Origin of the sequence: Isoptericola sp. NPDC056578, from assembly GCF_042793275.1 — a bacterium.
In the GTDB taxonomy this organism is placed as follows: domain Bacteria; phylum Actinomycetota; class Actinomycetes; order Actinomycetales; family Cellulomonadaceae; genus Isoptericola.
In genome coordinates this window covers 1-12811 of record NZ_JBHTVC010000032.1, presented here as the reverse complement: position 1 = coordinate 12811, position 12811 = coordinate 1, and the positions used below count along the sequence as shown (strand labels likewise).

Sequence of the window (12811 nt, the reverse complement as noted above, 5' to 3'; positions counted from 1 at the left end):
CGTCAGAGAGCCTGGACGATCTTGTCCACCTGCTCCCTGGCGTCGCCGAAGAGCATCCGGGTGTTCTCCCGGAAGAACAGCGGGTTCTGCACGCCCGCGTAGCCGGTCGCGAGCGACCGCTTGAAGACCACGACGTCGCGCGCCTTCCACGCCTCGATGACGGGCATGCCCGCGATGGGTGACGACGGGTCGTCCTGCGCCGCCGGGTTCACGGTGTCGTTGGCGCCGATGACGAGCACGACGTCGGTGCCGGGCAGGTCCGGGTTGACCTCGTCCATCTCGAGCACGACGTCGTAGGGCACGCGCGCCTCCGCCAGCAGCACGTTCATGTGGCCGGGCAGCCGCCCCGCCACGGGGTGCACGCCGAACCGGACGGTCACGCCGCGCGCCCGCAGCCGCTCGGCGAGGTCCGCCACCGGGTGCTGCGCCTTGGCCACCGCCATCCCGTACCCGGGCACGACGACGACCGACCGCGCCGCGGTGAGCAGCGCGGCCACCTCGTCGGGCGACGTCCCGCGTACCTCCCCCGCCTCCTGCGTGCCGCCACCGGGGCCGCCCGTCGTTTCGCCAGGAGCGCCCGCGCCGAAGCCGCCGAGCACGACGGACCAGAACGACCGGTTCATCGCCCGGCACATGAGGTAGCTGAGGATCGCGCCGGAGGCCCCGACCAGGGCGCCGGTGACGATGAGCAGGTCGTTGCCGAGGGTGAACCCGGCGGCCGCGGCGGCCCAGCCGGAGTACGAGTTGAGCATCGACACCACGACCGGCATGTCCCCGCCGCCGATCGCGGCGACGAGGTGCCACCCGAGCGCGAACGCGACGAGCGTCATGAGCAGCAGGGGCAGGAGCGCGGACCCGACGTCGTCGGCGGTGACGAACCAGGCCAGCAGGCCGGCGGACGCGACCAGCGCCAGCAGGTTGAGCGCGTGCCGCCCGGGCAGCGTGAGCGGCGCCGAGGGCAGCCGCCCCGACAGCTTGCCGAACGCCACGACCGACCCCGTGAACGTCACCGCGCCGATGAGCACGCCGAGGAACACCTCGACGCGGTGCACGGTGTCGCCGCCCGCGGCCGCCGCACCCGCGGGCTCGGCGAGGAACGAGCCGTAGCCGACCAGCACGGCCGACAGCCCGACGAACGAGTGCAGCAGCGCGATGAGCTCCGGCATCTGCGTCATCTCGACGCGCCGGGCCCGCCACGACCCCACGGCCGCGCCCACGACCAGCACCAGCAGGATCAGGCCGGCCGTCACGGGCCACGGGCGCTGCGACCGGTCGAGCGCCAGCGCGACGGTGGCGACGATCGCGAGCCCCATGCCGAGCATCCCGAGCACCGTGCCGCGCCGCGCGGACTCCTGCGCCGACAGCCCCGCCAGCGACAGCACGAACAGCAGCGCCGCGATCACGTACGCGGCCTGCGCGACCGACGTCACCGTCATGGCGCCTCCCGCCGGAACATGCCCAGCATCCGGTTCGTCACGAGGAACCCGCCGAACACGTTGACGCTCGCGAGCGCCGCGGCCACGACGGCGAGCGTCGTGACCAGGGGCGAGGAGTCGCCGATCTGCAGCAGCGCGCCGACCATGATGATGCCGCTGATCGCGTTGGTCTGGGCCATGAGCGGCGTGTGCAGGGCGTGCGTGACGTTCGAGATCACGTAGAAGCCGACCACCACCGCGAGCGCGAACACCGTGTAGTGCCCGACGGCGTCCGGCGGCGAGGCGGCGATCAGCAGGCCCGCGGCGACGGCGCCGAGGGCGCCCAGCACCGTGCGGCGCGTCGCACGGCGACGACGCTCCGCCCCGGGGTCGACGGCGGCCGGCTCGGGTGGTGCGGGCGTCGGGGCGGGCGGGGGTGCCGCGGACACCGCGACGGGCGGGGGCGGCCAGGTCACCTGGCCCTCGTGCGTCACGGTCATCCCGCGGACCACGGGGTCGTCGAGGTCGAGGACGAGGCGCCCGTCCTTGCCCGGCGTCAGGAGCGTGAGCAGGTTGACCACCACGGTGCCGAGCAGCCGCGAGCTGTGCTGCGGCAGGCGCGCGGCCAGGTCGGTGTACCCGAGCACGACGACGCCGCGGCCGGTGACCACCCGCTGCCCCGGCACCGTCGCCTCGCAGTTGCCGCCGCCGGGCGCGGCCAGGTCCACGACCACCGACCCGGGGCGCATCGCGTCGAGCATCGCGCGCGTGATCGTCGTCGGCGCCGTGCCGCGCACGAGGGCGGTCGTGACGACGACGTCCGCCTGCGCGGACTGCTCCGCGTACGCGCGCAGGGCGGCCGCCTCCTGGTCGGCGCTCTGCGCGCTCGCGTACCCGTCGGCGCTGACCTGCTGGACGGCGTCGTCCGCGCGCACGACGCGGGCGCCGAGCGACTCGATCTGCTCGGCCGCCTCGGGCCGCACGTCGAAGGCGTGCACCTCGGCGCCCAGGCTCACGGCGGTGCCGATCGCCGCCAGCCCCGCCACGCCGGCGCCGATGACGAACACCCGCGCGGGCGGGGTGCTGCCCGCGGCCGTCACCTGGCCGGCGAACATGCCGCCGAACTCCTCGGCCGCCTCGACCACCGCGCGGTACCCGGCCACGTTGGACAGCGCCGACAGCACGTCGAGGGCCTGCGCGCGCGAGATCCGAGGCACCGCGTCGAGGGCCAGCGCGGTCACGCCGCGCGCGGCGATCGCGTCCAGCAGGTCGGGGCTCGCCGCGGGCGCGAGCTGGGCGACGAGCGTCGCGCCCGGCCGCATCAGGTCGAGCTCCGCGAGGCCCGGCGGGTGCAGGGTGACCACGACGTCGGCCGACCACACGTCGGCCCGGTCGGCGACGCGGGCGCCCGCCGCGACGTAGTCGTGCGCGGGCAGGCGCGCGCCGTCCCCGACCCCGGGCTCGACCACGACGTCGTGCCCGAGGCCGACGAGGCGGCGGGCGGCGTCCGGGGTGACGGCGACGAGGCGCGGGTCCGCGCCGGTCGCGCGAGGAGCACCGATACGCATGGCCGTCTCCCTCAGCGGGCGGTGTCCGACGAGGTGTCGAGAGCGCCGCGCAGGCTGCCCCACGCCGTCCAGCGGTCGACCTCGACGACGGCGGTCACGCGGGCACGGTCGCGCACCTTGTACGGGTCGCCGGTGTAGTGGCGCGCGATGCGGTCGGTGTCGGCGAGGTCGACGTCGTCGCGCCACGCGGTGACGCGGCCGAGCAGCGTGGCGTGCGTGTACCAGTCGTCGTCCAGCACGGTGAGGCTCACGTGCGGGTTCGCGTGCAGGTGCTGCACCCGCTTGCGCGTCGCGTCGAGGTTCACCAGCACGTGCCAGCCGTCCGCGCCGTCCTCCTCGAGCAGGTACCACGTCGCCGCGGTGACGGGGCTGCCGTCGGGCCGGACGACGCCGATCACGGCGGGCTGGGGGCGGCGCAGCAGGTCGAGCACGGGGGCCGGGAACGGCGGACGGGGCATCGTTGACTCCTCGCGGACTTCGTGACGCACGGCACTTGCGGTCGCTCGGCGCCGACGCTACGCCCTGGACGTGCGCGGATGCACGCGGTCTTGTCGTCCGTGCCGCCGCTAGGGTGACCGGCAAGCGCTTGCCCGCTCCGCCCCAGCCCACCCCGGAGGACCCGCATGCCCCGCACCGTCCACCTCGCCGGCGACTCCACCGCCGGCCCGAAGAGCCGTGCCGCCGCCCCCGAGACCGGCTGGGGGATGGCCCTGCCGTACTACCTCGACGACGCCGTCGCCGTCGCCAACCACGCGCGCAACGGCCGCAGCACCCGCAGCTTCGTCACCCAGGGGCGGCTCGACGCCGTGGCCCGCGACCTGCGGGCGGGCGACGTCCTGGTGATCCAGTTCGGCCACAACGACGCGAAGGTCGAGGACCCCGAGCGGCACACCGAGCCGTGGACGTCCTACACCGATCACCTCGCCCGGTTCGTCGACGTCGCGCGCGCCGCGGGCGCGCGGCCCGTGCTCGCGACGTCGGTCGAGCGGCGCCGTTTCGACGACGCGGGCCGCGCGGTGCCCGCCCACGGCGAGTACCCCGACGCGATGCGCGCCCTCGCCGCGCGCGAGGACGTGCCGCTCGTGGACGTCCAGCGCGACTCGCTCGCGCTGTGGCACGACCTCGGGCCCGAGCGCACGCTGCACTACTTCTTCCACGCCGACGACGGGCGCCGCGACGACACGCACTTCAACCCGCCGGGAGCGGGGGCCGTCGCCCGGCTCGTCGCCACCGGCCTCCTCACCGCGGGCGTGCTCGCCGCCGGCGAGGTGCGCCGGCTGGACGAGGACGTGCCCGACGCCTGGTTCCGCTGGCACGACGACGAGCCGGCCTGACCCCGCGGGTACCCGGAGGGTCGGGCAGCAGGTAGGCTGTGGAACGGACTGGAACCGGTTCCAGCCCGTGCTCCACCGTCGACGGCGTGCAGGGAGGTCCGCGTGGTCACGCTCCGCGACGTCGCGCGCGCCGCAGGCGTCTCGCTCGCCACCGCCTCGCGCGCGATGAGCGACGCACCCCACGTGTCGGCGACCAACCGCGCACAGGTGGCCCGGGCCGCGGAGTCGCTCGGCTACCGGCCCCACCCCGCGGCCCGCGCGCTGACCACCGGGAGCACCGGCACGGTCGGCCTGGTCGTGCCGGACCTCGCCAACCCGTTCTTCGCCGCGGTCGCCAAGGGCGTGCAGGCGCGGGCGCGGGAGACGGGCCGCGAGGTCCTCGTCGCCGACACCGACGAGGACGTCACCGTCGAGCCCGACGTCATCACCCGGCTCGGCGACCGGGTGGACGGCCTCGTGCTCTGCTCCCCCCGCCTGCCGCACGACCGCCTCGGCCCGCTCCTGGCGTCGGCGGGCGGGCCGGTCGCGCTCGTCAACCGCGAGGCGCCCGACACCCCCTCGGTCTCCTTCGACATCGCCGACGGGGTGCGCCAGGCGGTGGACCACCTGCGCGCGCTCGGGCACGACGTCGTCGCCTACGCCGGCGGCCCGCGCACCTCGTGGTCGGACGCCGAGCGCCGGACGGCGCTCGCCACGCTCTCGACGGGCACGCCCGGCGACGCGGTGCTCGACCTCGGCAGCTTCCGGCCCACGCACGGGGGCGGTGTCCAGGCCGCGGACCTCGCGCTCGCCGCCGGCGCCACGGCGGTGCTGTGCTTCAACGACCTCGTCGCGCTGGGCGTCCTGGCCCGGCTGCACGCGCGCGGGGTGGCCACGCCCGCCGACGTGTCGGTCGTCGGGTTCGACGACGTCGCCGCCGCGTCGCTCGTGACGCCCGCCCTGACCACCGTCGCCGTGCCCCTGGCCCGCGCCGGACGGGTCGCGGTCGACCTGCTGGCCGGCGGCAGGGTGCCGACGGAACGGGTCGTGCCCGAGCACCGCCGCCTGCCCGTCGAGCTCGTGGTGCGCGCGTCCACCGCGCCGGCGACATCCGTCACCCACGTCCCCCCTGGCACGGCTGCCCCCCTCCCCTCCACCACAGATCCCGAGGTCGCGATCCGATGAGCACCGCCCCGCACCACCCGCTGCTGCCGCTCGCGGCCACCCCCGCGCCCGGCGCGACGGCCGAGCCGCCCCTGCCCGGTGTCGTCGACCTCGCCGACGTCGCGCTGCTGCTGCGCCCGGCCGACGACGTCGCCGTCACGACGCGCCAGGTGCCCGCCGGCACCACCGTGCGCCTGCCCGACGGCGCCGAGGCGACCACCCGCTCGACCCTGCCGCGGGGCCACAAGCTCGCCGTCCGCCCCGTCGCGGCGGGCACGGAGGTGCGCAAGTACGGCCAGTCCATCGGTCGGGCGAAGAAGGACGTCGCGCCGGGCGACCACGTGCACACGCACAACCTGGGCATGGACGACGGCGCCCGCGAGTACGAGTTCGGCACGGCGCGCACCACGCTCCCCGAGCCCACGACGCGCCGCACGTTCCAGGGCTACCGCCGCTCGGACGGCCGCTGGGGCACCCGCAACTACGTCGGCATCCTCACGTCGGTGAACTGCTCGGCCTCGACCGCCCGGATGATCGCGGACCAGTTCCGCGGTCCGGTGCTCGACGCCTATCCCCACGTCGACGGCGTCGTCGCGCTCACGCACGACACCGGCTGCGGCCTGGTCCCGACGTCGGAGGGCGCGCAGGTCACCCTGCGCACGCTGCGCGGGTACGCGTCGCACGCGAACATGGCCGGGCTGCTGGTCGTCGGGCTCGGGTGCGAGATGCTGCCCGCCGCCTCCGTGCTCGACGGTCTGGAGCTGCGCGCGGACCTGCCCGTGCGCACGCTGACGATCCAGGACACCGGCGGCATCCGTGCCACCGTGCGCGCCGGAGTCGCCGCCGTCACCGAGATGCTGCCCACGATCGACGCGCTGCGGCGCGAGGAGGCACCGGCCTCGGAGCTGGTGCTGGGGCTCAACTGCGGCGGCTCCGACGGCTTCTCCGGGATCACGGCCAACCCGGCGCTCGGCCACGCCTCCGACCTGCTCGTCGCGCAGGGCGGCACGTCGATCCTCGCCGAGACGCCCGAGGTGTTCGGCGCGGAGCACCTGCTGCTGCGCCGCGCAGTCTCGCGCGAGGTGGGCCAGCGGCTGCTCGACCGCCTCGACTGGTGGCAGGGCTACGCGGCGGCCGGGGGCGGCACCCTCGACAACAACCCGTCGCCCGGCAACAAGGCGGGCGGACTGACGACCATCCTCGAGAAGTCGCTCGGCGCGGTCGCCAAGGCCGGCACCGCCGACCTCGTCGCCGTGCACGAGTACGCCGAACCCGTCACCGAGCGCGGCATGACCTTCATGGACACCCCCGGGTACGACCCGGTGTCCGTGACCGGCATCGTCGCGGGCGGCGCGAACGTCGTCGTCTTCACGACCGGCCGGGGGTCGGTGCTGGGCTGCAAGCCGTCCCCGTCGATCAAGGTCGCGACCAACTCCGACACCTACCGCCGCATGAGCGAGGACATGGACCTCGACGCCGGCCGGATCGTCGAGACCGGGCTGACCGTCGAGGAGGTGGGCGAGGAGCTGTTCGAGAAGATCCTCGCCGTCGCGTCCGGCGAGCAGACCGTCTCGGAGGAGCTCGACCTGGGGGCCGACGAGTTCGTGCCCTGGCAGCTCGGCGCGGTCACGTGACGCGGCGCTGACCGTCCCGATCCCTCAGGCCTCGATCCCCCGCAGCAGGCGGCGCAGCGCCGCCCACGCCTGGTCGAGGGCGCGGTCGCGGTCGGGCGAGGCGGCCACCCACAGGGCCGCCTCGTTCATGGCCCCGGACAGCAGGGCCGACGTGGCGGGGACCTCGGGGGCGCGCACGCGGCCGGCGTCCGCGAGCTCGCCGAGCACCTCGTCCAGCAGCCGTCCCGAGCTGGCGGCGTCGTCCTCGCGCCAGCGCGCCCACCCGAGCACGGCGGGCCCGTCGACCAGCACGACCTGCCGCGCGTCGTCGGCGACGACCGCCGCGAGGAACGCGCGGCAGCCCGCCTCGAGGCTCTCCCACGGGTCGCTCAGACCGTCGGTCGCGCGCTCGATCTCGGCGCCGACGCCGCGGGTCACGTCCGCGTGCACGGCGGCGAACAGCCCGGCGCGGCTGCCGTAGTGGTGGTAGACGGCGCCGCGGGTGACGCCGCACGCGGCGGCGACCTCCTCGACGGCCACGGCGGCGTACCCCCGCTCCGCGTACAGCCCGCGCGCGGCGGCGAGGATCGAGGCCGCCGTCGCCTCGCTCTCGGCCCTGGATCTCCTCGGCATGGTTGACAGGTTACCGACACCGTGAATGTATATATACGTACACGCCGAATGTATCTGCCCCGGGAGTCGTCATGATCACCAGCCTGTACCCCGTCCTCGCCGTCTCGGACGTCCCGAGCGCCGCGCGCTTCTACGCCGACCTGCTGGGGATGACCCCGACGTTCTCCTCGGACTGGTACGTCAGCCTGCGCTCCGGCGCTGCGGAGCTCGCCGTCGTCGACGCGGACCACGGGACCGTCCCCGAGCGGGCCCGCGGCACGCGAGCGGCGGGCGTGCTCGTCACCGTCGAGGTGGACGACGTCGACGCCGTGCACGCCCGCGTCCTCGCGACGGGCGGGCACGACGTGCTGCTGCCGCTGCGCGACGAGGAGTTCGGCCAGCGGCACTTCATCGTGGCCGGGCCCGACGGCGCGCTCGTCGACGTCGTCACCCCGATCCCGCCCTCGGGGGAGTTCGCCGCCCTCTACGCCGGGGCGGGCGCCGAGGACCCGGGCGCCTAGACCCGCTCGCGCACCCGCGGCAACCCCTCGCCCGTCAGCTGGTCGCAGAACGCCGGCCGGCCCGCCAGCGCCATCACGAGCGCCAGGGTGGTGCCGCGGACCACCGGTCCGTCGCCGTGCGCGAACGGCCCGTCGGTCGCCTCGAGCCGCAGCCCGCGCGCCACGGACCGGCCCGGGACGGTGAAGTCCCTGCCCACGAAGAAGCGGGCCACCGCGGTGGTCGCGGCGAGGGACGGAGTGCGCGGCAGGCCAAGCGGCGTGCGCACGTCCTGGCCGTGCACCACGACCTCGCCCAGCCACGCGGCCGTGTGCCCGCTCGGCGCGACGGTGCTGGTCGTGACGGCACGGAACCGTGCGAGGGTCTCGGCCGGCGTGGCCCCCCGGTGCTCCGCCAGCCGGCGGTCGTTGTGCACGCCGGCGTCGAAGCGCGCCCCGGCGATGCTGCGCAGCCACGCCCACCGGCCGGTGCTCGCGCCCGCCGTGAGGTGGGCGACGACGTCCTGCACGGACCACTCCCCGCACAGCGACGGCGCGGCCCACGCCGCGTCGTCGAGCCCTCCGAGCTCGTCGGCGAGCGCCGCACGTTCCGCGTGGATCATCGACCAGGTCCGGGCGCGCTCGGTGCTCGTCGTCACGTCTCCAGCCAACCACGGGGCACCCACGCCGCGGTTAGGCTCGACGGTGCCCACGACGACGCCGAAGACCTGGAGGACTGCACCCGTGTCGGGTTCGAAGAGTGACGGGGCGCGCGTGGCGTTCCTGGACGTGGACGGCACCTACGCGGACCACGGCACGGTGCCGCCCGCGCACGAGGAGGCCGTGCGCGCCGCACGGCGCGCCGGCCACCGGGTGCTGCTGTGCACGGGCCGCCCGGAGTCGATGCTGCCGCCGTCGCTCCTCGCGGCAGGGTTCGACGGCGTCGTGGCGACGGCGGGGGCGTTCGTCCGGCTCGACGGCGAGGTCGTGGCCGACCTCCGCTTCCCCGACGACCTCGCGACGCGCGTGCGGCACGTGCTCGACGCCCACGACGTCGCGTACCTGCTGGAGGCGCCGGAGGCCGTGTACGGCCCCGTCGGGCTCGACGCCCGGCTCGCGGTCCGCGGGGACGCGGCACCCCACGAGATCCTCGACGTGCTGCGGATGCCCGGCGACCTCGCGGGCGTCCGGTACGCGAAGATCAGCTACTTCGACTCCCGCGTGCCGATCGCGGCGCTGCGCGCCGAGCTCGGCCCCGAGGTCGGCATCCTCCCCTCGTCCTACGCGGACACGGGCGACAACGCCGGGGAGATCCACCTGGCCGGGGTGCACAAGGCCGTCGGGATGGCCGCCGTGATGGAGCACCTGGGGCTCACCGCCGCGCAGGCCGTCGGCGTCGGCGACGGGTACAACGACGTCGAGATGCTCCAGTACGCGGGCACGGCCGTCGCCGTCGAGGGCGCGCCGCAGGCGGTGCTCGCCGAGGCGGACCTCGTCGTGCCGGGCCCGGCACGCGGCGGCGTCGCGGAGGCGTTCGCCCGGCTGGGGCTCACGACCGCCCACGTCTGAGGTCGTCACCGCCCCGCGCCGCAAGGTCGTGTGCCGTCGCGACACGGGAAGGACATGAGGAGCACTGCACCGAGGACCCTGGCGCTCGTCGCACTGGCCACCGCCGTGCTGACGGGCGCGCTCGTGGCGTGCGCGCCGGGCGGGACGCCCGGCGCGCCGCCGTCGGGAGTCCCGTCCCCCACCGCGACGGCGACGCACGGACTGTGGCCCCCGGACGCCGAGGGGATCGAGCAGCCGCGGCCGTTCGAGGTGCGGTACGGCGACCGGGCGCTGCTGCTCCACCCGTTCACCTTCTGCGCCGACCAGGGCTGCGCCGACGGGTTCGACGAGCACCCGCCGGCGGTGGGCGACGCCACCGAGCTGTTCGTGCACGTCCCCCTCGACGGTGACGTCGAGCTCACGGTGACGGAGGTCGAGGGGGACGCGGTCCGCACCGTCGAGGGCGCGGTCGAGGCCTCGGCCGCAGAGCTCGGGGACGGCTGGTGGCGGGTGCGGTTGTCGGGCCCGGCCGGAGAGCACCTGATCAGCCTGTTCGCCGGCGGCGACGGGGCCGGCGACATGATCGCCGAGGTGCTCTGGACGGGCGGCGGCTGACCGCGCTCCCCGGGTACGGTGAGGTCGGCGGGCCCTGACGACGCGGTCCGCGTGCCGACCGACGGACGGAGCCCCTGATGGCCGACCTGGACGACCTCACCACGACCCACCTCGACAAGGCCCGCGCGGCCGAGAACGGACGCAGCGCCGAGGTCGTCGTGCACGACGGCCCGCTGCGACAGACGATCCTGGCGCTGGTCGAGGGGATCGAGCTGGGCGAGCACAACTCCCCGCCGGCCGCGTCCGTCCTGGTGCTGCACGGGCGCGTGCGCGTGACCGCGCTCGACGGGGACGACGAGGTGCGCGCCGGGCAGCTGCGGGTGCTGACGCACGAGCGGCACGCCGTCAGCGCGCTCGAGGACTCGGTCTTCCTGCTCACGACGGTCACGAGCATCCCCAAGCCCTGAGGCCCCGTCGTCACCCGTCCCATCTGGTGAGACCCGGGGGTGACGCGAGCAACCGGTTTCTGGCACCCTCGGTCGCGAACGGTGTGAATCGTCTCAACCGGAACGGAGCAATGATGCTGCCGACACTCCGCACGACCGCAGTCACCACCCTCACCGCCGCGGCGGGAGCGCTCTGCGCGCTCGCCCTCGCCGCCCCCGCCCTCGCCGCCGGGGACGCGCCGTCCGCCGCGGCGCCCACGACGCCGACCGCGTCCGCCGACGCGTCCCCCGGCGGCCGGGCGGTGATCAGCACGCCCACCGCCGACGGCAACCGCGTGAGCTGGCGCCTCCTGACGGCCGACCGTGACGACGCCGCGTTCCACGTCTACCGCGACGGCGTCCGGGTGCCCGGGCCGGCCGTCACCGGCGCGACGTCGTTCCTCGACCGCGGCGCCCCCGCCGACGCCCGCTACGCCGTGGTCGCCGTCGGCGACGGAGCGGCGCGCGCCGCGGCCGCACGGTCCGACGACCCGTCCGCCGAGGGAGCCGCCGGACAGGTCGCCGGCGAGTCCCTGACCCTCGCGCCCGTGGCGGGCGCGCAGGCGAGCTCGCTCGACGTCCCGCTCGACGTCCCACCCGCCGGCAGCGGCTACACCTACTCCGCGAACGACGCCTCGGTGGGCGACCTCGACGGCGACGGCGAGTACGAGATCGTCCTCAAGTGGGACCCGAGCAACGCCAAGGACAACTCGCAGTCCGGCGTCACGGGCAACGTCTACCTCGACGCGTACGAGCTCGACGGCGAACGGCTGTGGCGCGTCGACCTCGGCCGCAACATCCGCGCCGGGGCGCACTACACGCAGTTCCAGGTGTACGACTACGACGGCGACGGTGCCGCGGAGGTCGCGGTGAAGACCGGCGACGGCACCGTCTCCGGCACGGGCCAGGTGATCGGCGACGCCTCCGCCGACCACCGCAACTCGAGCGGCTACGTGCTCAGCGGCCCCGAGTTCCTGTCGGTCTTCCGGGGCACCGACGGCGCCGAGCTCGACACCGTCGACTTCCGCCCCGCCCGCGGCAACGTCGGCGACTGGGGCGACACGTACGGCAACCGGGTGGACCGCTTCCTCGCGGGCACCGCCTACCTCGACGGGTCCCGGCCGAGCATCGTCATGGGGCGCGGCTACTACGCCAAGACCGCCGTGTCCGCGTGGGACTTCCGCGACGGCGCGCTCACCCGCCGCTGGACGTTCGACTCGAGCTCGTCGACCAACGGGCCCGACTGGACGGGCCGCGGCAACCACCAGCTGTCGATCGCCGACGTGGACGACGACGGTCGCGACGAGATCCTCTACGGCTCGATGGCGATCGACGACAACGGGTACGGGCTGTGGCAGAACGGCACCCACCACGGCGACGCGTACCACGTGAGCGACCTGGTGCCGTCGAATCCCGGGCTCGAGGTGTTCAAGCCCTCGGAGTCGGGCAGCGACCCGGCGCACTGGGTGGCCGACGCCGCCACCGGCAGGATCCTCTCCAGCGCGCCGGCCGCCGGCTCCGACAACGGCCGCGGCGTGGCCGCGGACATCACCGCCGACAACCCCGGGGCGGAGGTGTGGTCGTCCAAGGTCTCCGGCCTGCGCAGCGCGACGGACGGCTCCGAGGTGGGTCGTAAGCCCGGCTCCACCAACTTCGTGATCTGGTGGGACGGCGACGGGCAGCGCGAGCTGCTGGACGACACCCACATCGACAAGTACGGCGCGAGCGGCGACACCCGCCTCCTCACGGGCGAGGGGGTCGCGTCGAACAACGGCACCAAGGCGACGCCGGCGCTCCAGGCCGACATCCTCGGCGACTGGCGCGAGGAGGTCGTCTTCCGCACGACCGACTCCAGCGCGCTGCGGATCTACTCCACGGACATCCCGACCGACATCGCCCACCCGTCCCTCATGGAGGACCGGCAGTACCGGCTGGCCGTCGCGTGGCAGAACACGGCGTACAACCAGCCGCCGCACCCCAGCTTCGCCACGGTGGACTGACGCGGTGACCGGTCGGCCCGCGCCAGGCCTCAGCCCTGGCG

At 75.3% G+C, this 12811-nt stretch carries 13 protein-coding genes; 8 read left to right on the top strand and 5 right to left on the bottom strand.

Annotated elements, in window-relative coordinates; genetic code table 11:
- Nucleotides 1–2: 2 nt before the first annotated feature.
- Genes pntB through ACFQ80_RS13575 form a run of 3 tightly spaced genes read right to left on the bottom strand, consistent with a single transcriptional unit; the run spans nucleotide 3 to nucleotide 3441 of the window.
- Nucleotides 3–1436 (bottom strand): Re/Si-specific NAD(P)(+) transhydrogenase subunit beta, encoded by a 1434-nt coding sequence (gene pntB / locus ACFQ80_RS13585; RefSeq protein ID WP_430564019.1) that lies wholly within the window; start codon nucleotides 1434–1436, stop codon nucleotides 3–5.
- Nucleotides 1433–2983 carry a Re/Si-specific NAD(P)(+) transhydrogenase subunit alpha gene (locus tag ACFQ80_RS13580; RefSeq protein ID WP_430564018.1) on the bottom strand — a complete coding sequence of 517 codons (1551 nt, stop codon included), beginning with the start codon at nucleotides 2981–2983 and terminating at the stop codon, nucleotides 1433–1435. The genes pntB and ACFQ80_RS13580 overlap by 4 nt, the downstream gene beginning before the upstream one ends.
- Before the next feature lie 11 nt (nucleotides 2984–2994).
- On the bottom strand, nucleotides 2995–3441 hold the full coding sequence (locus ACFQ80_RS13575; protein ID WP_430550150.1) for a pyridoxamine 5'-phosphate oxidase family protein: 447 nt from the start codon (nucleotides 3439–3441) through the stop codon (nucleotides 2995–2997).
- A gap of 165 nt (nucleotides 3442–3606) precedes the next feature.
- Between ACFQ80_RS13575 and ACFQ80_RS13570 the strand changes: the two genes are divergently transcribed.
- From ACFQ80_RS13570 to ACFQ80_RS13560, 3 genes are all read left to right on the top strand, one after another.
- On the top strand, nucleotides 3607–4317 hold the full coding sequence (locus ACFQ80_RS13570; RefSeq protein ID WP_430564017.1) for a rhamnogalacturonan acetylesterase: 711 nt from the start codon (nucleotides 3607–3609) through the stop codon (nucleotides 4315–4317).
- 102 nt (nucleotides 4318–4419) lie between these two features.
- Nucleotides 4420–5481 (top strand): LacI family DNA-binding transcriptional regulator, encoded by a 1062-nt coding sequence (locus ACFQ80_RS13565; RefSeq protein ID WP_430564016.1) that lies wholly within the window; start codon nucleotides 4420–4422, stop codon nucleotides 5479–5481.
- On the top strand, nucleotides 5478–7094 hold the full coding sequence (locus ACFQ80_RS13560; RefSeq protein ID WP_430550153.1) for a UxaA family hydrolase: 1617 nt from the start codon (nucleotides 5478–5480) through the stop codon (nucleotides 7092–7094). The genes ACFQ80_RS13565 and ACFQ80_RS13560 overlap by 4 nt, the downstream gene beginning before the upstream one ends.
- Nucleotides 7095–7118: 24 nt before the next feature.
- Here the strand turns inward: ACFQ80_RS13560 and ACFQ80_RS13555 are convergent, their stop codons facing one another.
- Nucleotides 7119–7706 carry a TetR/AcrR family transcriptional regulator gene (locus tag ACFQ80_RS13555; protein WP_430564015.1) on the bottom strand — a complete coding sequence of 196 codons (588 nt, stop codon included), beginning with the start codon at nucleotides 7704–7706 and terminating at the stop codon, nucleotides 7119–7121.
- A gap of 71 nt (nucleotides 7707–7777) precedes the next feature.
- On the opposite strand from ACFQ80_RS13555, the gene ACFQ80_RS13550 reads away from it, so the two are divergent.
- Nucleotides 7778–8206 (top strand): VOC family protein, encoded by a 429-nt coding sequence (locus ACFQ80_RS13550; protein WP_430550155.1) that lies wholly within the window; start codon nucleotides 7778–7780, stop codon nucleotides 8204–8206.
- Here ACFQ80_RS13550 and ACFQ80_RS13545 read toward each other — a convergent pair.
- Nucleotides 8203–8841, bottom strand: coding sequence for a maleylpyruvate isomerase family mycothiol-dependent enzyme (locus tag ACFQ80_RS13545; protein WP_430564014.1), 639 nt, complete (start codon nucleotides 8839–8841; stop codon nucleotides 8203–8205). The two genes, ACFQ80_RS13550 and ACFQ80_RS13545, sit on opposite strands and share 4 nt — an antisense overlap.
- Before the next feature lie 85 nt (nucleotides 8842–8926).
- Between ACFQ80_RS13545 and ACFQ80_RS13540 the strand changes: the two genes are divergently transcribed.
- From ACFQ80_RS13540 to ACFQ80_RS13525, 4 genes are all read left to right on the top strand, one after another.
- Complete coding sequence (locus tag ACFQ80_RS13540; RefSeq protein ID WP_430564013.1) at nucleotides 8927–9751, top strand: HAD hydrolase family protein; 825 nt, start codon at nucleotides 8927–8929, stop codon at nucleotides 9749–9751.
- Between the two features lie 54 nt (nucleotides 9752–9805).
- Nucleotides 9806–10345, top strand: a complete 540-nt coding sequence (locus tag ACFQ80_RS13535) for a hypothetical protein (protein ID WP_430564012.1) — start codon at nucleotides 9806–9808, stop codon at nucleotides 10343–10345.
- Nucleotides 10346–10422: 77 nt separating this feature from the next.
- Complete coding sequence (locus tag ACFQ80_RS13530; RefSeq protein WP_430550159.1) at nucleotides 10423–10752, top strand: cupin; 330 nt, start codon at nucleotides 10423–10425, stop codon at nucleotides 10750–10752.
- Between the two features lie 113 nt (nucleotides 10753–10865).
- A complete protein-coding gene (locus ACFQ80_RS13525) occupies nucleotides 10866–12770 on the top strand; it encodes a rhamnogalacturonan lyase (RefSeq protein ID WP_430564011.1) in 1905 nt (634 codons plus the stop codon).
- Nucleotides 12771–12811 lie beyond the last annotated feature (41 nt).